Source organism: Streptomyces sp. NPDC016459, assembly GCF_040632845.1.
Lineage (GTDB): Bacteria > Actinomycetota > Actinomycetes > Streptomycetales > Streptomycetaceae > Streptomyces.
In genome coordinates this window covers 178,925-197,983 of sequence record NZ_JBEYCR010000008.1, presented here as the reverse complement: position 1 = coordinate 197,983, position 19,059 = coordinate 178,925, and the positions used below count along the sequence as shown (strand labels likewise).

Below are 19,059 nucleotides of genomic sequence, written 5' to 3'. Positions count from 1 at the left end.
GACTGCGTCGGCGGCCCGCCCCCCCCGCGGGCAACTCCGCGCCCACAGGAACCAGTCCGCAGTAGCCATTGCTCAGAACAGCCTTCCGGAGACCAGTTCTCCGGGGAGGCCGATCGCACCGCCGTAGGGAGAACCGGATGTCACCGTCGCACGAGCCCTGGTACAGGCACCGCCCGCCGCCCTGGCCCGTGCCGGACAACCCGTACGCCCCCGAGGGGTACGGACCGCCGCCCCGCCCGCCCCGTCGGCGATGGCCGGTGGCCGCCGCGGCTCTCGCCCTGCTCCTGCTCGTCGGCGCAGGCGTGTACGCCCTTGGCGAGCGCCACGGATCGTCCCGGGCCGGATCGAACCGCGCGGGGCCGCGGAACAGCGCTCCGCCCACCACGGCACCGCCGACCGCGAACGCCCGCCCCACGCCGAAGCCCTCCCACATCCCCACCAACGAGGAGATCGCACGACAGCGCGGGTCCGGGGAGGCAAGCGCCTGGATCGTCGACGACCGCACCGACCTGCCCCGCCGGACGATCCCGACCGAGGGGCTGTGGATCGTCGGCGACACCGCCGTCCAGGCCGTCTACAAGAAGGTCGTCGCCCACCGGCTGAGCGACGGTGCCGAACTGTGGAGCGTCTCCCTCCCGACACCCGTCTGCGAGACCCCGGTCAACCCGACCCCGGACGGCAAGATCGTCATCGTCCTGCAGAACGTCGAGGCCTGGACCGGCGCCCGCTGCAACCAGCTCCGGATGATCGACCTGCGTACGGGCAAGCCGGGCTGGCACAAGGAGCTGACCGAGACCGGTACGGGGGACGACACGATCATCGTGGACAGCGCGATCAGCGGCGGGACGGTCGCGATAGTCCAGAGCATGAAGGCCGCCGCGTACCGGGTCGCCGACGGGAGGAAGCTGTACGACATCCCCATGGAGGCCCCGGGGAAGTGCTACCCCGGCCGGGTGGCGGGCGGCAGCCGGCTCCTGGTGGTCGCCGACTGCGCGATCACCGCGCTGGAGAAGGCGTACGACCAGGTACGCGAGATCGACCCGGCCACGGGCAGGGTCCGGTGGCGCTACCGGACCGAGCCCGGCCGGAGGATCGGCCAGGTGCTCTCCGTCGCCCCGGCGGTGATCACCACCGTGCACCGGGAGTCGCACGCCGACGACTGGCGGGTCGTCGCCCTCGGACCCGACGGCCGGGCCCGCAGGACCATCGACCCCCGGCCGAAAGGCTTCAAGCACTGCGACGACTCCGTGAACACCAGCGCCAACGCCCAGGCGTGCCGGGAGGCCATCGTCGGAGGAGGCCTCGTGCTCCTGGGCGGCGCCGACCGCGTCGGCGCCTATGACCTGGTCACCGGGAAACTAGTCTGGGGCGTGAAGTCGGAGGGCACCTCGAACGGCTACGTCCCCTTGCGCGTCGGACCGGGGAGGACCGGGTTCGTGTACGAGCTGGGCACGTTCGGCAAGGCGGGGCGGGTCTTCCGGGCCGGCCCGGGCGGCGTCGAAACGATCAAGGACATGCTGAGGCTTCCCGCGTCGACCGCGAGGGTCGAGTTCGGGATGGGCGTCGTCGGGGAGAACGCCTACGTGGGCGAACGGCTCGTGCTTACGCCCGCCGGTCTGAACGGCAACGACACCCAGCACGAGCCCCGCATGCTCTCCTTCGCTCCTTGACCTCGGCGCATCCCCCTTCGGTGAACGCGCCGACGTCGGCGTGACGGGCCCCGCGGAAGAGCGTCACGGGGCCGGGATCAGCTGGGTGAGGTTCACCGGGTTGCCGTCGGGGTCCTGGATGTGGGCGACGCGCTGTCCCCACGGCATGTCGTCGGGGCCGCCGCGGACCGAGCCGCCGAGGGCCTCCACCCGGCCGAGCGTCTCGTCGACGTCGTCGACAGCGATGCTGAGCAGGATCCGCGGCGCGGCCCCAGTCCCGGGGTCCGTCTTGGCCACCAGCCCGAGGTCGGTGTCGCCGACGCGCAAGCCGAGGTAGAAGGCAGGGCCCTCCGCCGGCACCCGGAAGATCTCCTCGGCGCCGAACAACTCCGTGTAGAAGCCGCACAGAACGTCGTGGTCGGCGGTCAGGATCACTGGCTGGATGGTGGACATGGCACTCCTGTCGAGAACGGTCGTCTTGCCGGGTAGACCGCCGGAGCACGGCGAACTCATCGCGACAGCCGCCCCGCCGGAGGATCTGCCCCACGCATCGCCGCCCACGACCAGCACGAGCACCCCGAAACGAGGTCATGCAGAGGGCACCGCCCCGCCGAGCGGGAACGCATTCCTCCCTGGCCTCGCCGGTAGGCTGCGGCGGTGCGCACGGTCGAGCTCTTGTTGGACGAGGCATCGGACCTGGCGGTTCGCGAGGCCTGGCGGCGACTCGCGGACGCGGGGCTGCCCAGTCAGGCGCGGCACCGCTCACCGACCAACAGCCCGCACCTCACCCTGGCCGCCTGCCCGGAGCTGACCGCCCCGATCCGCTGGGAGCTCGCCGAGGTGGCCGCCGCCCTGCCGCTGCCGGTGCGGTTCAGCGGTGTGGTCCGCTTCGAGCGGCCCACCTCGGTGCTGGCCTGGGCGCTGGACCCCGACTCCGCGCTGACCGGTCTGCACCGCCGGGTGTGGGAGGCGGTGGTCTCGGACAGTCCGCCCGAGACCCTCAGCCCCTTTCACCATCCTGGGCGCTGGACCCCGCACATCACCCTCGGTCGTACCCGGCGGGTAGGTGCCTTCGCCGACCGCCACGTGCCCGAACTACTGCCGACACCGCCGCTGTCCGCCCGGCTCACCACCCTGCGCAGCTACGACACGGAGACCGGCGCCGTGGAGATACTGGAGCCCCGCTCCTGAGACGTCCCCTCCACGCCGCCCGGTCAGCGCCCTCCGGTCAGGTCCCGGTCGAGGACACCGATGAGCCGTGCTCCCGCGCGGTCGGTTTCGCGGCGCCCCCGCTTCGCCCCCGTCGAGGCCTTCTCCAGCCGCAGCCGCGCCGTCCGTCCGCGCAGGGTGAGCGTCATCAGTTGGTTGCCGAACCACGGTCCGCCGGTACGTTCCCACCGGACCGCCGGCCTCGCTACGCGTCCGTGGCGGGCGAGGACGTGCCCGATCCCCTTGGCGAATCGACTCCAGCCGAAACGGAATCCGGCCCGTATGGCCGCGGGCACCGAGTTGTGCAGCGGTGAGCAGGTGAACTGGAAGACGCGGGAGCGGGGCTGCTGCCCGGTTGTCCACACGGGCTCCGCCACATACGCGTGGTGTACGTCCCCGGAGAGTACGCACACCGTCGCAGGGGCGGCGTCGGCCCTCCCCACCTCGGCGACCGTCTCCGTCAGCCGTTCGAACGACGAGGTGAACGCCGCCCAGTGTTCCAGGTCCGCCCGTCGGCGCAGCCATTCGCCCAAGCGCGCCCAGCGGGGCCCGCGTTCGCCCCGGCAGAGCGCCGCGTGCCAGCTCTCCGCGAAGTGGATCATCGGGGGCAGCAGCCACGGGAGCGAGGTCCCGATCAGCAGGTGGTCGACGCCGCCGGGGTCGTCGAACGCCTGCGTCCGCAGCCAGGCCGCCTCCTCGGCGTCCAGCATCGCCCGGTGCTGCTCCTGCAGCACCCGCGCGGCCCGGGTGTCGACCATCAGCAGCCGGGTGCGGCCGAAGTCCCGGCGGTAGCTCCAGCGCACCGTGGCCGGGTCGGCGTCGGCACGTTCGGCGAACGCGCGCAGCACCTCCGTGCCGTCGTCGGCCGCCACCACCGCCGCGTACAGCTTGTCCTCGGCGAGCTCGGCGGGGGAGAGGTTCCCGAGGTGCTGGTAGACCCAGTACGACATCAGGCCGCCGGTGATCCGCTCGTGCCACCAGGGCGTCGCCCGCATGTCGGCCACCCAGGCGGCGCTGGTGTTCCAGTCGTCGATGACGTCGTGGTCGTCGAAGATCATGCAGCTGGGCACGGTCGAGAGCAGCCAGCGCAGTTCGGGGTCGCCCCAGGACTCGTCGTAGAGGTGGGTGTACTCCTCGTAGTCGGCCACCTGGTCCGGCGGAGCGGTGGCGCCGGTGCCCGCGGCCCGCCGGTGCCGGGCGATCCAGGCGCGGGTGTCCGCGGACGTCTCGTCCGCGTACACCTGGTCGCCCAGGAGGAGGAGAACGTCCGGACGCTCGGCCTCGGGGTCGGCGGCGAGCCGGGCGGAGAGGGTGTCGAGGACGTCGGGGCCCACCGGATCGGACTCGCCCACGGCAGGCGCCGCCCACCGGCACGAGCCGAAGGCGACCACCGCGCCCGTCGCCGGGACCGGCGGCGTGTGGATGGTGCTGGGCGGCTGGGTCGAGTCGGCGAGGGGCCACACCCGCTCGCCGTCGAGCAGCACCTCGTACGGCGTGGCGGTCCCCGGCGCCAGTCCGGTCACGACCACCAGTGCGTAGTGGTGGCCGGCGACGTGGAACGTGGGAGCCGAACCCCCCGCGCCGTCCGGGCACCGGACCTCCGCCGTGCAGGCGCGGTCGGTCTCCACCCATACCGTCGCGCTCGTGCCCGACTCCCAGTCCACGTGCCGCAGGAGCGGTCCCAGCCTCAGACCGGCCATCGAGAGTCCCCTTCCGGCGCTCCGCACGGTACGGAACGGCCGCTCCGTACAGTACTGAACGACGGCGGAAACGGCGCCGATGCGCCGTCCAGCCGCCCCGCGCCGAGCCCGGCTCTGCACCCGCCTGGGTAGTCGCCCCGACCACCCTCGCACTCCGGACCAGCGGCAGGAAGACGAAAAGCGCCGAACGCGGCCTCTGTCCACGGCCGTGCGGGAACGGGTCACCCGCCGACCTCAGCCGTCTCCCCCCGCCGGAGTCGCTCACCGCGTACGAGCGAGTCGTTCGGAGCGCCTGGGGCGCCCTGTGCTCAGATGGGCGGCGAAGCGAACGGCAGAGGGAAAGGTCGCAGGGATGCCCGAGGACACCATGAGGGCGATGGCGTACGAAACCTACGGGGGGCCAGAGGTGCTCCGCGAGACCCGGCTGCCGCTGCCGAAGGTCGCTCCTGGAGAAGTCCTCGTCAAGGTCCGGTGTGCCGCGGTCAACCCGGTCGACTGGAAGATCATGGCGGGCGGGCTCGACAGTCTGATGGACGTCGTCCACCCGGCGGTCCCAGGGTGGGACGTGAGCGGCACCGTCGAGAGACTCGGCATCGACGTCCCCGAGTTCGCGGTGGGCGACGAGGTCATGGCCTACGCCCGCAAGGACTACGTGCACGGCGGCACCTTCGCGGAGTACGTCAGCGTGCCCGTACGCGCCCTCGCCGCCAAGCCCGCCTCGTTGAACTGGGCGCAGGCCGCCGCACTGCCGCTGGCCGGCCTCACCGCCTACCAGCTCCTCACACGTCTGGGCACAGCCGCCGACGACACCGTCCTCGTGCACGGTGCGGCCGGCGGTGTGGGGTCCTTCGGCGTCCAGCTCGCCCGGTCGCTCGGCGCGCGGGTTATCGGCACCGCCTCCCCGCGCAACCACGACCGGCTGCGCGGGTTCGGCTGCGAGCCCGTCACGTACGGGGACGGGCTGACCGAGCGCGTCCGCGCGCTGGCTCCTGAGGGAGTCACCGTCGTCGCCGACTTCGTCGGCGGGGTCCTCGAGACCACTCTGGCGGTCCTGGCCGAGGGCGGGCGGCATGCTTCCATCACCGACCACACCGTGCTCGGTGCGGGCGGCCAGTGGATGTGGGTCAGGCCGGCCGGGGAGGACCTCGCGGCTCTGGGCCGGCTCTCGGACGAAGGCCGACTCACGGTGGATGTCGCCGCGACGTTCCCGCTCTCCGAACTCGGAGCGGCCTTCGCCCTCAGCCAGGAAGGCCATACCCCAGGGAAGATCGTCATCGACATCTGAAGCGGACCCGACGGGCCGGGCGGACGGCGACGGAGTCTCGAAGGTGCCCAGCGCAGCCGGAGACGCCCCCTGCGCATGCTTACGTCCGCGGTGGTCGTCCCCTTACAGTCCCGAAGGTATGACCGCACTTGCATCCTTCGCCTTCGTCCGCCGCACCGATGGGCTCCAGTACTACTTCGAACGCGACGGCGAGCACCACGGCCGCCCCTCCTACCGCCGCGTGGACGGGAATGTGTGGTGTGCCTGGTCGCCCGCCGACGGTTGGCACTGCAAGATCGCTGACGGCCTCGTGACCGCCCATCCCCTCGACAGCCACACTGATGAGCCCGAACCCCCGGCCACCGTCTGGCGCAGCTTCAAGGACGGCCGCTCCTACCTCTACGACCTCAGGCCCTGCGACCTCTGACGACCTCGGGCGAAATGGCTCTGCTGCTGATCTTGTGATGCCGGGTATGCGTACGGTGGATCAATGCCGGGAGGAATGCTCGGCTGCTACTCCGTGCTGCCGAGACCCCTCACCGGAGACTCTGCTGCCAGATCCGCACCGGCTCCCCCCCTTCACGTCCCCCCCCCCGCGTCCACTCGGGCGTCGCCCCCGGCTCTTCGCATCGGACAGCGGACGGGGAGGTGACGAAGAGCCGAAGGCACTCGGCCCCGTTTCCGTACCCTGGCACCATGCGCATGCGTCCCACTCTGACCTGGAACTCCGCCGAGGACCCGGCACCGGGCACCACGGACCCGAAGCCGGTCGTCGATGCCCTGAGCATCGGCGGCGTGCTGGTGCTCAGTGGAGCGGGCATCTCCACGGAGTCAGGCATCCCCGACTACCGTGGCGCGGGCGGAAGCCTCAGTCGGCACACCCCGATGACGTACCAGGAGTTCACCAGCAGCGCTCAGGCCCGTCGGCGGTACTGGGCACGTAGCCACCTCGGCTGGCGGACCTTCGGCCGCGCCCTGCCCAACGCCGGACACCGGGCCGTGGCCGCCTTCGAGCGCCACGGTCTGCTGTCAGGTGTGATCACCCAGAACGTCGACGGCCTGCACCAAGCCGCCGGGAGTGAAAACGTGGTGGAACTCCATGGGAGTCTTGCCCGCGCCGTCTGCCTCTCCTGCGGCGCCTTCAGCCCGCGCAGCGAACTAGCCCGGCGCCTCCAGGAGGCCAACGCGGGCTTCGCGCCGATGCCGACGGGAATCAACCCGGACGGCGACGCCGACCTCACCGACGACCAGATCGGAGACTTCCGTGTGGTGCCCTGCGCGCTCTGCGGCGGCATCCTCAAACCGGACGTGGTGTTCTTCGGCGAAGCCGTCCCGCGGCAAAGGGTCGAGCACTGCCGCCGGCTGGTCCGGGCCGCGACCTCGCTGCTGGTCCTGGGCTCCTCCCTGACCGTGATGTCCGGTCTTCGATTCGTCCGCCAGGCGGCCCAGGAGCGAACCCCCGTTCTGATCATCAACCGGGATCCCACCCGGGGCGACCGGCACGCCCTCACCCGGGTCTCCCTCCCGCTGGGGCCGGCCCTCACCACCGTTGCCGCCGGATTGGGCGTACCCGTCGACAGTGATGAACCGTCCTGAGGGTTCGGCGCCTCTCGTGGGCCCGGCGGCTCACCAGGTCGAGGCGCCCCCCGAGGCTCAGGCGGGATCCCTGTGCAAAGGCCTACGCGACGACCACCCAGTTTCGACAAGGAGCCGTACAAGCGGCGCAGCGGACCTGCACCATCGCCTTCGCACTGCGCGCCTGGCGGACCCCGCCCGCTGACTCCGCTTGATGTGGAAGGGCGCCTCGGCGTCGGTCATCATGAAGGCATGAGCCACGGATTCACCACCCGCACGCTTGACATCACCACCGGAACCTCAGAGGCGGTCTACGACCTGACCCGGGAGTGCGCGTCCTTTCTGGCGGACGTGGCGGAGGGCCGTGACGGACTCCTGAACGTCTTCGCGCCCCACGCGACCATGGGTGTCGCGCTCATCGAAACAGGAGCGGGGAGTGACGGCGACCTGCTGACGGCCCTTCACCACCTGCTCCCCGCCGACGAACGATGGCAGCACCGACATGGAAGCCGAGGCCACGGCCGCGACCACGTGCTGCCGGCCATCGTTCCACCCCACGCGACACTCCCCGTGATCAGCGGCGAACTGGCGCTTGGTACTTGGCAGTCGGTCTGTCTGGTGGACACGAACAAGGACAATGCCAACCGTCAGGTGCGGTTGAGTTTCCTGGGATAGGGGACGCAACGACTGCCCCGGGTGCCGAGTTGGTTCGGGTCCAACGCGGCGTTGCGCTGGGTGACGCGTGCATGATCCGCCCCCTGGCAAGCACACCGGAGGTCTCTGCCCGTCCATCCAGGGTCCTCATCACCCACGGCGCTGCGGAGCTGTCGTCACGTCGCGCTCCGTCCTCGTCGCAGGACACCGAGGGCCTGTGGACCCAGATCCGGAACGGCGGCGCGACGGTGACGGCTCGCGGCCCTGCGCCCCCGGGACGGGAGTGTGGTCGCGGGTCGTACGGAGAGGGTGCGGCGCGCCCCCGCGCCTTGTGGTTCATGGAGTAGCCCCTGACCGCCTCCTGGTCAGGGGGCCACCCCCATGACGATGTCCGCTGCCGGAGACACAGCTCCGGCTCTGGTGCAGGGCGGGTTCGGTGTCAGGACAGGGGTGTGGGGCGGCGGGGCGGGGGTACGGCCCGCAGCAGCTCCCACAGGGGCCTGGAGCCGCTTGCCCATTGGGCGAGGACCGTCCGGTCGACCAGGTGCAGTCGTTGGGAGCGGGCGAACTCGAGTGCTGGTTTGGAGAACCTGCCGTTGGTGACAAGGACGACCACATCGCCCTTGTGTACCGGGCGGCCGGTGCCGTTGAGCACCTGCAGGTCCGGCGTGCCCACCGGGGAACCGGCCAGACCGGCCCGCCGATGCTTGCACTGGATCACCCACAACCGCCCGTACGGGTCGGTCGCCTTCACATCCGCGCCGTTGTCGCCGGCACCGCCGACCTGTACCGCGTCCGCGCATCCGTCGCGCCGCATCAGGTCTCGTACCGCGTGTTCGAACTGCCGGTGGTGCAACGCGTCCAGCTGTGTGAGCGCGTAGCGGAGTCCCTGGGATCTGATGCGCTCCCACTGGGCCGCACGCCGCCGCTGGACCATCCAGGCAGCTACCGCCCCGCCGATCAGCATGGCCAGGACGACCGGTATCCACGGGTGGGCAGCCAGGAACCGGACCAGGCCCGTGACCAGCATCCAGGCCAGAACCAGACCCCCGCCCACGACAACGAGCTGTTCGCCCCGGGACGCCTTGCGCGAACGCCGCCGGGCCGGACGACGCCGTGCGGATGGACGCCGGCTCACCTCCCGCCCCCGTTGCGGTCCCACCTGATCGGGTACGACACCGTCGGCACCGGACGCGGAGCTGACTCCTTCCACCCGGGCCACCGGATCGGGTACGACACCGTCGGCGCCGGACGGGTCTTCGGCTTGTCCCCGGCAGGCCACTTGATCGGATAGGTCACCGCCGACGTGGACTGCGGCGCGGGTAAGCGCTCGGCACTCGCCCCGCTGCCGCCGGCAGACGTGCCTGACGAGCCGCCGAACACCAGCACGGCCGCCACGATGCCGATGGCGAGCGCGGTCTCCCGGTTCGTCCCTGCCGGTGCCCGCCAATGGCGCCGGACCACCGTCCCGTCCCGCCTCGTGTATCCCTTGATGAACGGCAAGGTCGAAGTCCCCTCCCTGATCGGCAGCGCGCTCTCCCGCGCAATCGACCAATCTAGAACCTTCCACTGACAGTCAGTCACCCGATGGGAACAAGACGTGATCTTGACATCGGCAGGCACCACGTTGCCGTGCTCCAAACCGAGTGCCCAGACCCCGGCAGTGCCTCAGCGGGGCGACGAGTTCTGAGCCTAGGGGCGTCCCCTGAAGGAAGCCCCCGGGATCCTCACCGCCGACGCCACCGACCTGCTCGCCGGACCGGACCCCGAACGGCTCACAGCCTGCCCGTCCACCCCTGCAACCGCTGCCCGCTCCGCGCCGGACACCGCCACTGGTGCTCAATCCACTGCGGCGACCGAGCACGTGCGGCCCGTGCTTACGCCCGCCGCACGCAGAGCGCCGCCGACTGACTTCGGCCACCCCGTAGCATTCGTTCCATGATCGTCCTCGACGCCCTCGTACGTCTCTGCCCGCCGCCCGCCGAACGCCCGCCCGCGGTGGACTGGGCGCAGGCCGAGCGTGCCCTGGGTGCGGTTCTGCCCGCCGACTACAAGCAGCTTGTCGGCACCTACGGCGACGGGATCTTCGACGACACGATCTGGCTGCTCGTCCCCGGCTCCGCCTACAGCGACTGTGATCTGCAGGCGCAGACGACGGAACGGGACGAGACCTTGGCCGGCCTGTGGGAGTTCGAGGCGAAACCCGCCGGCTTGCTGGAGGCGGGGGCGCGGGTCCTGCCGTGGGCGTTCGAGGAGGGCACGGGGGCGTTCCTGTACTGGCTTGCACGGCCCGGTCAGCATCCCGACGAATGGACCGTGCTCTACAACGAGGGGCGCGGCCCACTGTGGGAGCACCACGACATGGGATGCGTCGCCTTCCTGCTGGCGGTGCTCACAGGAACGGCGAAAACGGAGTACTTCGGATCCCTCCACGAAGGGCTGAAGTCGGCGGACCACCGCTTCGAGACAGCCGACCACACCCTCGGAACGTCCGGGCAGTGAAGCCGTCGACCACTCTCGACGACCTGGTTCGCCACACACCCACCCAAGGTCACGCCGGTGCGCACCGACGACGCGACCTCCACGATCCCGAGACCGTGCCGGCAGCCGAGACCCGAGTCGGAAACGGCGAAGAGGTTCGCCCGGTCGACGTGCGAAGGACTCCCGGGTGAACTCTGCTCCCCACGCTCCTCTGCTACTGACCCAGGCAGTGTGAACACGCCCGCGAACTGGGCCGAAAGAGGCGACCTCCCCATCTGCTCTGCCACCCCCAGCTGTCCCAGCGGTCACATGCGGCCGCATGGGCGCACACGCGGCACTCGGAGGATCGCAGCGACGTGCCCCCTCCGCAGGCGTGGGAACCTCGCGTAGTCGTGGTCAGGTGATCCGGTGGACGAGCTGGTTGGTCAGTTCGTACCGGGCGCCCACGATCGCCAGCCGCCCTGTCGTGATCCTCGCGGCCAGGTCGGGCTCTGCTGAGAGCCGGGCCCGCACGAGCCGTACCTGCGCGGAGATCGTCGCGTCGATCCGGGCGTCGCCCGTGACCGAATGGTCGATCGCGGGCTTGATCTGGTCAGCGATGTACTGGATGTGGGCGGGCAGCTCCTCGCCTGACTCCTCCGCGCGGACAGCGGCGGACACCGCGCCGCACGACTGGTGTCCGAGCACCAGGACCAGCGGGATGCCCAGTTCGAGGACTCCGTACGCCACACTTCCCAGGACCGCCTCGTCCAGGACCTCACCAGCGGAGCGCACTGTCATCAGATCGCCCAGTCCCTGATCGAAGACGAGCTCCGGAGGCACACGGGAGTCGATGCAGCCGAGAACGACAGCGAAGGGGTGCTGCCCTGACACTGCTTCACGCCGGACGGCATGCGTTTCGTGGGGGTGCTTCTCGCGGAAGGTGCGCCAGCGCCGATTCCCTGCGTTCAGTTCCTTCAGAGCTGCTTCAGGGGTGGCGGGCCGAGGCCACTCCGCCGAGCGTGTCGTGGCCGATGCGGTCGGGCCGTCGAGAGCCCATGCGCCTGCTGTGACGGCGGTTCCCGTGAGCGCGGCGCGGAGCAGCGTGCGACGCATGGGGGAGACCGCGGCCGAAGTGCCGGCAGCGGTTATGTTCGGTTCAGAGGTGGAAGTCACAGGGGGAACGTACGTGCCAAAGACTGCGTACAGCGTTGGATTACCGAACGCGCAGCGCGTCTTTGGCTGCTCTTGAACGAGCAATTGCCAGGCCGTGAGAGTTCTCTCCTTCAACGGCTATGGGACGGGCCGCAAGGGGACGCGTCCGCAGCCGATGCCGTCGTTGCCCGGCGGGAGCGGAGACTCGGGAGGCAACGTTCGAACCGGCCGCCCGCCACCCGCACGCACTGACCGCCGCCGAACGCGCCGCTGCCGGTGACTGGACCGCCGAACCCGGCCCGGCGCCCGGTACCGGACGCCTGGCGCCCCGTTCGTCCGGCGGCGCCGTTCTCGGCCTCGGCTCGTCCGGCTCCGGCATCCCACCCGTCCAGGACTGGCCGTACGAAGGTGGTACGACGGCGACACCAGCAACGCCTGGCGCGCCTCTCATCCGCGGGCGCAGACCTCCCTGCGGTACGGGTGTCCCGGACACGGTCCCCCGCGTGACCGGTCCGCCGTCGGGGTGCTCCGTGAACCCCTCCGCAGGCTGACGAGTCTCGGGGCGCGTTCCCGCTCTCCGGTATCCCCGGTCACAGCCGCCCGGAGCGGGCGACCGAGCGTCGGGGATCGTTTTCGGCTCTGGGGACACGGCAGTTGGGGCAGCGGCCAACCTGTGTTTCTGTGGCGTGCCTGCCATCGGGGGCTTCGCTGAAGCGGTCATTCCCCATGCCTTGGAGCGCAGCACGACGTTCATGGCCATGACACCGACGGGGAGTGGGATGAGTCCGCTCGTCCCACACCGAAGGAGTCATCGCCTTGAGAAACTTCCTTCGCCGGATCGGCGTCATCGCCGTGGGCACCGCCCTTCTCGGCGGCGCACTGTCCGTCTCGCCGGCAGCCGCAGTCGACACTCTCGATGTCCAACTCCTCAGCATCACCGACTTCCACGGCCATCTGCAACCGCCCGCCGCCGCGCAGGGCGGTTCCATCCCCACCGGGCGCGGTACCTCGGTGACCGTCGGCGGCGCCGCCTATCTCGCCACCCATCTCAAGCGGCTCCGTGGCGACCACCCCCGCTCCGTCACCTTCGCCACCGGTGACAGTTTCGCCGGCTGGCCCTTCGAAGTGGACGCCTTCCAGGACGAGCCGACGATCGAGGTCCTCAACAAGCTGGGCGTACGTTTCTCGGCCATGGGCAACCACGAGCTGGACGTCTCTCCCGAATTCCTGGTCCAGCACATGGAAGAAGGGCGGTGCTTCGGAAAGGTCGACGTGGACAGCTGCTTCACGGACAGCACCGGCCGGCGCTTCCACGGCGCCGACTTCGACTTCCAGTCGGGCAACATCGTCGACGCGCGGACCGGTCGTCCCGTGGTGGATCCGTACCGCGTCGAGTGGTTCCGCTCCGCCGGTGGCAAGCGCATACCGGTCGGCTTCATCAGCACCACCGTGGAGGGTTCCGTCACCAACTCGACGTCCTTCCAGCCGCAGCTGCGCGCGCTCGACCAGGCACGGACCATCGAGCGCTACACGAAGGAACTCAAGCGCCGCGGGGTCAAGGCCATCGTCCTCAACGTGCACGAGGGCGGCTCGCCGACGGACACCACCGCGGGCTACAACGCATGCGACTCCGTCTTCGGCCCGGTCTTCGAACTGGCGAAGAGGGTCCCGGCCGAGATCGACGCGATCGTCACGGGAGACTGGCACTGGCGCTTCAACTGCATGGTGCCCGACCCGGCCGGAGTACCGCGCCCCATCGTGGAGGCGGGCCACCACGGCGCTGTGATCAACGAGATCAACCTCGCTCTGGATCCGAGGACCGGCGAGGTCATCAGGGACCGCACCCGGTCCGTCAACCACGCGGTGACGCGCGACGTGGCACCGGACCGCGACGTGCAGAAGATCGTCGACTACTGGGTGGCGCGGGCAGCGCGACGGTTCGCCGAACCGCTCGCCCGGCAGACGGGCTCGTTCACCCGTGCCCAGAACGCCGCGGGGGAGAGCACGGCGTCCGACCTCTATGCCGACGTGCAGTACTGGAACGCCAACCGCACCCGCTCGGGGCGGGCCGACCTGGCGCTGATCTCGGCGCGGCCCGCCAAGGGCAGCAATGCCGTGCGGGGCGACCTGCCGTTCAGCAAGGGGAGTCACCCCGCCGACGCGGACGGGCGCATCCTGTTCGGCGAGTCCTGGAACGCCTACGGCTACGGCAATCCGGTGCTCACCGTCAGCGTGACGGGACGTCAGCTCGACGCGATCCTCGAACAGCAGTGGCAGACGCAGACCGACGCGACGGTGAAGTACGCGCCGTTCGCCGTGTCCCGCAACGTCGCGTACAGCTACGACCCGGCCCGGCGCGTCGGCGACCGCGTCTCCCCCCGCGATGTGGTCATCAACGGTCGGTCACTCGACCTCGCCCGTACCTACCGGGTGGCCGCTCTCGCCTACACGGTCATCGGAGCCGACGGTTACGGCGCCTTCGCCGGCTACACCGCTCCCGTCCGCAACGGCACCGACCACGAGAGTTTCGTGGAGTACCTCAAGACCCACAAGACGATCTCCCCCGCACCCCTAAACCGCATCCGCGTCAAGAGCTGACCCGATCGACTGCTGCCCACGCCGCCGTGAGGTCCTCGCCCACCTGGCGCAGACCCCGAAGGCGTCGTGGGCAGGCACGTCGGCGGGCGGATCCCGCACACTGGACGCGTCAAGGGGACGGCGCCAGACGCCCAGCTCCACCTCCTTCCGCATCGACGACAGTCGCAGGGCACGGGTCTGCGCGCAGACGGAGGCCGCGGGCTCTTCGTCCTGCACGTGGAAGACGGCCTTCCCCCGCCGCGACGAACGGTTCGAACTGAACGCACTCGTCGAGCTGAGCGCACTGGCCGAGCTCCGGCCCGGGCCGCCGCCTCGCCGCTCCGCCGCTCGTCGACGAGCCCGCGCACCGCCCTCCGGGCCCCGCGGGCGCATTTCGGGCGCCTCCGGCGCGTTCACCGGTGAACGCCTATCATCGATGTCATGACCTGGCGACATTGATCCACCAGCCGTGCCTCTCGAGGGCCGCCTCGGACGCCGTACCTCCGACGTCCGAATCGCCCCTGCGGGAAGGCATCATGACTCTTTCACCTGGACGTGAGCCCGGCACCGACAACACCGGAAGTATCGGTGTCCGACGGCTGACGGCCACGCTCTACGGCTACGCGTTCCTCGACGACTTCGTGCTGCTCTACCCGGTGTACGCGCTGCTCTTCAGCGACACCGGTCTGTCGATCTGGCAGGTCTCCTCGCTGTTCGCCCTGTGGTCGATCGCCGGGATCCTGCTGGAGGTCCCCTCTGGCGCCTGGGCCGACGCCGTCTCCCGGCGGCTGCTGCTGTGGCTGGGCCCCCTGCTCACCGCTGCCGGCTTCGCCCTGTGGGTGATCGTGCCGTCGTACTGGGCCTTCGCGCTCGGCTTCGTGCTGTGGGGGGTGCGCGGTGCGCTCGGCTCCGGTGCGCTGGAAGCACTGGTGTACGACGAGCTCGACCGGATGGGCGCGGCCGACCGGTACGCCCGTGTCATCGGCAGGGCCCAGGCGGTCGGGATGGTCGCCGTGATGGCGGCGATGGGTCTGGCCGGCCCGGTGCTCGACCTGGGCGGCTACCCGGCAGTGGGTGCGGCCAGCGTCCTGGTCTGTGTGCTGACCTCGGTGGTGGCGACCCGGTTTCCCGAGCATCGGAAAGCGTTGCCCCGCGGTGGTGACCGGGCCTCCACCCTCACGACCCTGCGGGCCGGGCTCGTCGAGGCCCGCGAGAACCGGTCGATTCGCGGAGCGCTGCTGCTCGTTCCGGCCGCGGGTGCGGTCTGGGGAGCGCTGGACGAGTACACCCCGCTGCTGGTCCGGGACACCGGCGTGGCCCAGCAGACGATTCCGTATCTGCTGCTGGTGATCTGGGTGGGGCCCGCCGTCGGCAGCCTGCTGACCGGGGTAGGGGAGCGGCTGAGTACGACGGGGCTGGGCCTGGTGCTCGCGGGCTCGGCGTTCGCCCTCGGCGCGGGTTCACTGATGGGCACTCCGGTCGGCATCGGTCTTGTCGCGGTCGCCTTCGGTGGCTTCCAGTTGGTCAGCGTCCTCGCTGACGCGCGGCTGCAGGCCCGGATCGAGGGGGCTCGCCGGGCAACGCTGACCTCCGTTGCGAGCATGGGGACCGAGCTGGCCTCGGTCGGGGTGTTCGCCGCGTACGCCTTGGTCGGTGCGTCGTACGGGCACGGGATCACGTTCGCCGTGTTCGCGGTGCCGTACCTGGTGACGGCGCTCGTGTTGGCGCGGGGAGCCGCTGGACACGCTCGCCGGGGAGGTGATCAAGCGGCCGCAGGAGATCGTGACCGAGCGTGAAGTGCAGATGATCGCCGAGCACCGTCTTGTCCCGGCCGACCAGGCAGGAGGGGCCGGTGGAGGAGTCCGCCGCCCTCGTTCCGGTGTGGTGGCGGGACGGGTCGTCCCGCTTGGTGGGCAGGTGGAACAGCGGTGGTGTCGGCAAGGCGGGTACATCGCGATCCGGCCGACCCTCGACGAGGACGGGCGCAGCCGGGGTGACCGGGAGATCGCTTCGGTACCGCTGGCGGTTGCGGTGTTCGCGGTCCAGGGCATCGCGCTGCGTCGCGCCGAGGAGAGGGTCAACAACGTGGTGCGCTGGACCGGGTTCCACCGCGGCGGCCACTTCGCGGCGATGGAGGCACCCGATCTGTTCCTCACGGACCTCCGCGCGTTCTTCACCGACTACCGCTGACCCCGCCGGAGGGACCACGCGAACCGTGCGTGCACTCGAAGAGGCGGCAGGGCCTTGGCCGGGTCGTGGAGACCTGGGCCGTCGCCCACCGAGACTGCCCGCGCAACCCTTCGCCCAGCGGCCTTTCGGAGAGAGGCAGCTCGGATATGGCGAACGGCTCCGCCCCTGGAGGGAGGGGGGAGCCGTTTCACGCGTGATGTAGTTTTCAGGAGGCCGTTCAGGCGTGTCGTCGGTTGCCGGTGACGACGCGGTAGAGGGCCAGCAGGATGACGGAGCCGATGATGGCCGCGATCCAGGTGGAAAGGTCGAAGAAGCCGTCGATGGAATCGACGCCGAAAATGACCTTGCCGAGGAAGCCGCCCAGCAGACCGCCCGCGACGCCGATCAGAATGGTGATGATCACGCCGCCCGGGTCCTTGCCCGGCATGATGGCCTTGGCGATGAAACCGGCGATCAGGCCGATGAGAATCCACGCGATGATGCCCATGATGCGTCTCCTAACTGCTGCTATAAAGTCTGCGTCAACACGCGTATACGCACTCCAGCGGCTTTGAAACCCCTCATCCATCACACAGAGGGGAGCCGTGCACGACCCGCCCGTCGGCCCCGATCAGGACGGTGGCGGAACCGGGGCGGAGCGGGGGCCGGCTCTCGCCAGGCCGACGGATCCTCAGGCCGGCTTCCGTACGGCCCTGGAGGGTCCCGTACAGACGTGGTCGGCGCCGCCGCTCGCCCATTCGGCCCCCCTTTGACCCGCAGGTCGCGGTACAGCGCCGCCTCCCGGCGCGAGCCCTCGGAGGCAACTTCGCCGGTTCGGGTGCGTCCGCCGCCCTTGCACATCCGGGCTGCCCGGGTGTCTGCCGGACAGTGCCTCGCTTGCCTCTCGGTGGCAGCGCCGCGACGGCCCCGGCTCCCGATCCTCCGGGTGCCGGGGCCGTCGTACGTCCGGCACTGTTCAGTGCCGGGCGGTCCCAGCCCCCGGGAGCCACAGGTCACACATGTGGTCCTCGGGGAACGTCGTCGATGCCCTGATCGCCTCGGGCGCGAGCACCTGCACCTTCGGATACTGGTTCCAGCGCGGGGCGTCGGCCGCGTACGGGATGCCCGTGTGGGCGAAGTTGGTCCAGTAGCCGAGCATCTTGGAGGCCAGCGCGTTCTGGGCGGGGGTGCCCGAGACGCCGCCGAAGACGTACCGGATCTCGGAGCCGTGCGGGGCGCCCAAGGGGAAGCTGACCGGTAGGTCGAGGTAGTCCACGGCACCTCCGTCGGCGAACTCGTACTGGTAGGACCGGGTGTGGCCGGCCATCAGCCGCGCCGTGCGGGACTGGAGGCAGGCGAACTGCGAGTCGGTGAGGATCGCGCCGAGTGCTTCGGCGGGGGAGCCGTGGTCCGACAGCGGGTAGCGGGCCAGGATCGCGTCGGCACGGTCGCCGTACAGACCGCGGACGGCCACCGGGTACCCGGCCGCGGTGAGCCGGCGGCCGGCCAGGTCGTAGGTGGACGCCACGGTGAGCCGGCCTTCGTCGGCGGTCGTGCCCTGGAGGACGGGCACGCGGTGGAACCTGCCGCTCTCCAGTGCGTCGGCGATCTGGAGCGGGACGACCCGGCCGTCGACGTTCGGAAGCCAGCGGGCGGTGGGGCTCGTCGAGGCCGTGAGCAACTCGTCGGCGGGCTTGCCGCGCAGGCAGGCGACGTCGGCACAGCCCAGGGAGTCGGCCCAGGTCGCACCGGTGCGCTGCTGCGACTCCTGGGTGGGCAGCGGGAAGCCGCAGCCGGACTGGGCGATGGCACGGTCGAAGAGGCCGGTCGCGCGGGGGGAGACGAGGTGCTGGCAGACGCTGCCGCCACCCGCGGACTCGCCGAAGACCGTGACGTTGCCGGGATCGCCGCCGAAGGCGGCGATGTTCTGCCGCACCCACCGCAGGGCCGCCTGCTGGTCGAGGAGGCCGTAGTTGCCCGATACGCCGTCCGCCGACTCTCCCGCCAGGCCCGGGTGGGCGAAGTAACCGAAGGCGCCGAGACGGTAGTTGAGGGTGACGACGACCACGTCGCCCCGGGCGGCCAGTTCTCCGCCGTCGTAGAAGGTCCCGGAACCGATGGTGAAGCCGCCGCCGTGGATCCAGACCATCACGGGCCGGTCGCGCGGGGAGCGCTCGGCGGGCGTGTGGACGTTCAGGTAGAGGCAGTCCTCGCTGGGGGTGCCCGGTCCGGCCAGATCGCCCCAGGGGGTCGACGAGCCCGTCTGCATACAGGGGTTGCCGGGGGCGGTGGCGTCCCGGACGCCCGTCCAGCGCGCGGGTGCGGCCGGCGGCTTCCAGCGCAGGCCGCCGACGGGCGGCGCGGCGTAGGGGATGCCGAGGTAGTCGTCGGCCCTCTCACCAGCCGTTCCCCGCACCTGCCCGTAGCGGGTGGTGACGGTCGTGTCGTCGGCCGTGGGAGTGGCCGCGGCGGGGGCGCCGCCCAGCCCGGTCGCCGACAGCAGAAGCGCGCTCGCCAGCACGCCCCGTAAGCGGCGCCTCCACGACGGAGATCGTCGCGCCGTCCTTGCCTCGTGCCTCATGTACGGACCGGGCATCTGTACCTCCGTGCGGGGGTCGGGTGGTGACAGGGCACCGCAGTCTCGACG

The 19,059-nt window shown here is 70.7% G+C and carries 17 protein-coding genes and 1 pseudogene; 12 read left to right on the top strand and 6 right to left on the bottom strand.

Annotated features, from left to right (window positions below; translation table 11 throughout):
- Positions 1-137 precede the first annotated feature (137 nt).
- Positions 138-1,670 carry a PQQ-binding-like beta-propeller repeat protein gene (locus ABZ567_RS21145; RefSeq protein ID WP_360792153.1) on the top strand — a complete coding sequence of 511 codons (1,533 nt, stop codon included), beginning with the start codon at positions 138-140 and terminating at the stop codon, positions 1,668-1,670.
- Positions 1,671-1,733: 63 nt separating this feature from the next.
- Here ABZ567_RS21145 and ABZ567_RS21140 read toward each other — a convergent pair whose 3' ends face one another.
- Positions 1,734-2,102: a VOC family protein gene (locus ABZ567_RS21140; RefSeq protein WP_360792151.1), complete on the bottom strand. Its 369-nt coding sequence runs from the start codon at positions 2,100-2,102 to the stop codon at positions 1,734-1,736.
- Positions 2,103-2,306: 204 nt separating this feature from the next.
- Between ABZ567_RS21140 and ABZ567_RS21135 the strand changes: the two genes are divergently transcribed.
- Positions 2,307-2,840 carry a 2'-5' RNA ligase family protein gene (locus tag ABZ567_RS21135; RefSeq protein WP_360792149.1) on the top strand — a complete coding sequence of 178 codons (534 nt, stop codon included), beginning with the start codon at positions 2,307-2,309 and terminating at the stop codon, positions 2,838-2,840.
- 23 nt (positions 2,841-2,863) lie between these two features.
- Here the strand turns inward: ABZ567_RS21135 and ABZ567_RS21130 are convergent, their stop codons facing one another.
- On the bottom strand, positions 2,864-4,558 hold the full coding sequence (locus ABZ567_RS21130; protein WP_360792147.1) for an alkaline phosphatase D family protein: 1,695 nt from the start codon (positions 4,556-4,558) through the stop codon (positions 2,864-2,866).
- Positions 4,559-4,925: 367 nt separating this feature from the next.
- Between ABZ567_RS21130 and ABZ567_RS21125 the strand changes: the two genes are divergently transcribed.
- From ABZ567_RS21125 to ABZ567_RS21110, 4 genes are all read left to right on the top strand, one after another.
- On the top strand, positions 4,926-5,843 hold the full coding sequence (locus tag ABZ567_RS21125; RefSeq protein WP_360792334.1) for an NADP-dependent oxidoreductase: 918 nt from the start codon (positions 4,926-4,928) through the stop codon (positions 5,841-5,843).
- A 118-nt stretch (positions 5,844-5,961) separates the two neighbouring features.
- On the top strand, positions 5,962-6,249 hold the full coding sequence (locus ABZ567_RS21120) for a hypothetical protein (RefSeq protein WP_360792145.1): 288 nt from the start codon (positions 5,962-5,964) through the stop codon (positions 6,247-6,249).
- Positions 6,250-6,518: 269 nt separating this feature from the next.
- The gene (locus ABZ567_RS21115; RefSeq protein ID WP_360792143.1) at positions 6,519-7,418 is read left to right on the top strand and encodes an NAD-dependent protein deacetylase; all 900 of its coding nucleotides are present in this window, start codon (positions 6,519-6,521) and stop codon (positions 7,416-7,418) included.
- Positions 7,419-7,649: 231 nt separating this feature from the next.
- Positions 7,650-8,072 carry a YjbQ family protein gene (locus tag ABZ567_RS21110; RefSeq protein WP_360792141.1) on the top strand — a complete coding sequence of 141 codons (423 nt, stop codon included), beginning with the start codon at positions 7,650-7,652 and terminating at the stop codon, positions 8,070-8,072.
- A gap of 418 nt (positions 8,073-8,490) precedes the next feature.
- Here ABZ567_RS21110 and ABZ567_RS21105 read toward each other — a convergent pair whose 3' ends face one another.
- Positions 8,491-9,108 (bottom strand): restriction endonuclease, encoded by a 618-nt coding sequence (locus tag ABZ567_RS21105; RefSeq protein ID WP_360792139.1) that lies wholly within the window; start codon positions 9,106-9,108, stop codon positions 8,491-8,493.
- A 303-nt stretch (positions 9,109-9,411) separates the two neighbouring features.
- On the opposite strand from ABZ567_RS21105, the gene ABZ567_RS21100 reads away from it, so the two are divergent.
- The 3 genes and pseudogenes from ABZ567_RS21100 (at position 9,412) to ABZ567_RS21090 (ending at position 10,553) form a co-directional block, all read left to right on the top strand.
- A complete protein-coding gene (locus ABZ567_RS21100; RefSeq protein WP_360792137.1) occupies positions 9,412-9,624 on the top strand; it encodes a hypothetical protein in 213 nt (70 codons plus the stop codon).
- A gap of 153 nt (positions 9,625-9,777) precedes the next feature.
- Positions 9,778-9,962: pseudogene (locus ABZ567_RS21095) on the top strand (CGNR zinc finger domain-containing protein); the annotation flags it as partial.
- 27 nt (positions 9,963-9,989) lie between these two features.
- Entirely contained in the window at positions 9,990-10,553 is a 564-nt protein-coding gene (locus ABZ567_RS21090) for a hypothetical protein (RefSeq protein WP_360792135.1), read from the top strand.
- A gap of 375 nt (positions 10,554-10,928) precedes the next feature.
- On the opposite strand, the gene ABZ567_RS21085 is transcribed toward ABZ567_RS21090, so the two are convergent.
- The gene (locus ABZ567_RS21085) at positions 10,929-11,627 is read right to left on the bottom strand and encodes a carbonic anhydrase (RefSeq protein ID WP_360792133.1); all 699 of its coding nucleotides are present in this window, start codon (positions 11,625-11,627) and stop codon (positions 10,929-10,931) included.
- Positions 11,628-12,482: 855 nt separating this feature from the next.
- Between ABZ567_RS21085 and ABZ567_RS21080 the strand changes: the two genes are divergently transcribed.
- The 3 genes from ABZ567_RS21080 to ABZ567_RS21070 all read left to right on the top strand — a co-directional run bounded on the left by ABZ567_RS21080 (position 12,483) and on the right by ABZ567_RS21070 (position 16,433).
- Positions 12,483-14,264 carry a bifunctional metallophosphatase/5'-nucleotidase gene (locus ABZ567_RS21080; RefSeq protein WP_360792131.1) on the top strand — a complete coding sequence of 594 codons (1,782 nt, stop codon included), beginning with the start codon at positions 12,483-12,485 and terminating at the stop codon, positions 14,262-14,264.
- A 515-nt stretch (positions 14,265-14,779) separates the two neighbouring features.
- Positions 14,780-16,039, top strand: coding sequence for an MFS transporter (locus tag ABZ567_RS21075; RefSeq protein WP_360792129.1), 1,260 nt, complete (start codon positions 14,780-14,782; stop codon positions 16,037-16,039).
- Positions 16,026-16,433, top strand: coding sequence for a hypothetical protein (locus tag ABZ567_RS21070; RefSeq protein ID WP_360792127.1), 408 nt, complete (start codon positions 16,026-16,028; stop codon positions 16,431-16,433). The genes ABZ567_RS21075 and ABZ567_RS21070 overlap by 14 nt, the downstream gene beginning before the upstream one ends.
- Positions 16,434-16,650: 217 nt before the next feature.
- On the opposite strand, the gene ABZ567_RS21065 is transcribed toward ABZ567_RS21070, so the two are convergent.
- Together ABZ567_RS21065 and ABZ567_RS21060 are read right to left on the bottom strand one after the other, a co-directional pair.
- Complete coding sequence (locus ABZ567_RS21065) at positions 16,651-16,920, bottom strand: GlsB/YeaQ/YmgE family stress response membrane protein (RefSeq protein WP_073814550.1); 270 nt, start codon at positions 16,918-16,920, stop codon at positions 16,651-16,653.
- A gap of 468 nt (positions 16,921-17,388) precedes the next feature.
- On the bottom strand, positions 17,389-18,933 hold the full coding sequence (locus tag ABZ567_RS21060) for a carboxylesterase/lipase family protein (protein WP_360792125.1): 1,545 nt from the start codon (positions 18,931-18,933) through the stop codon (positions 17,389-17,391).
- Between the last annotated feature and the right edge of the window lie 126 nt (positions 18,934-19,059).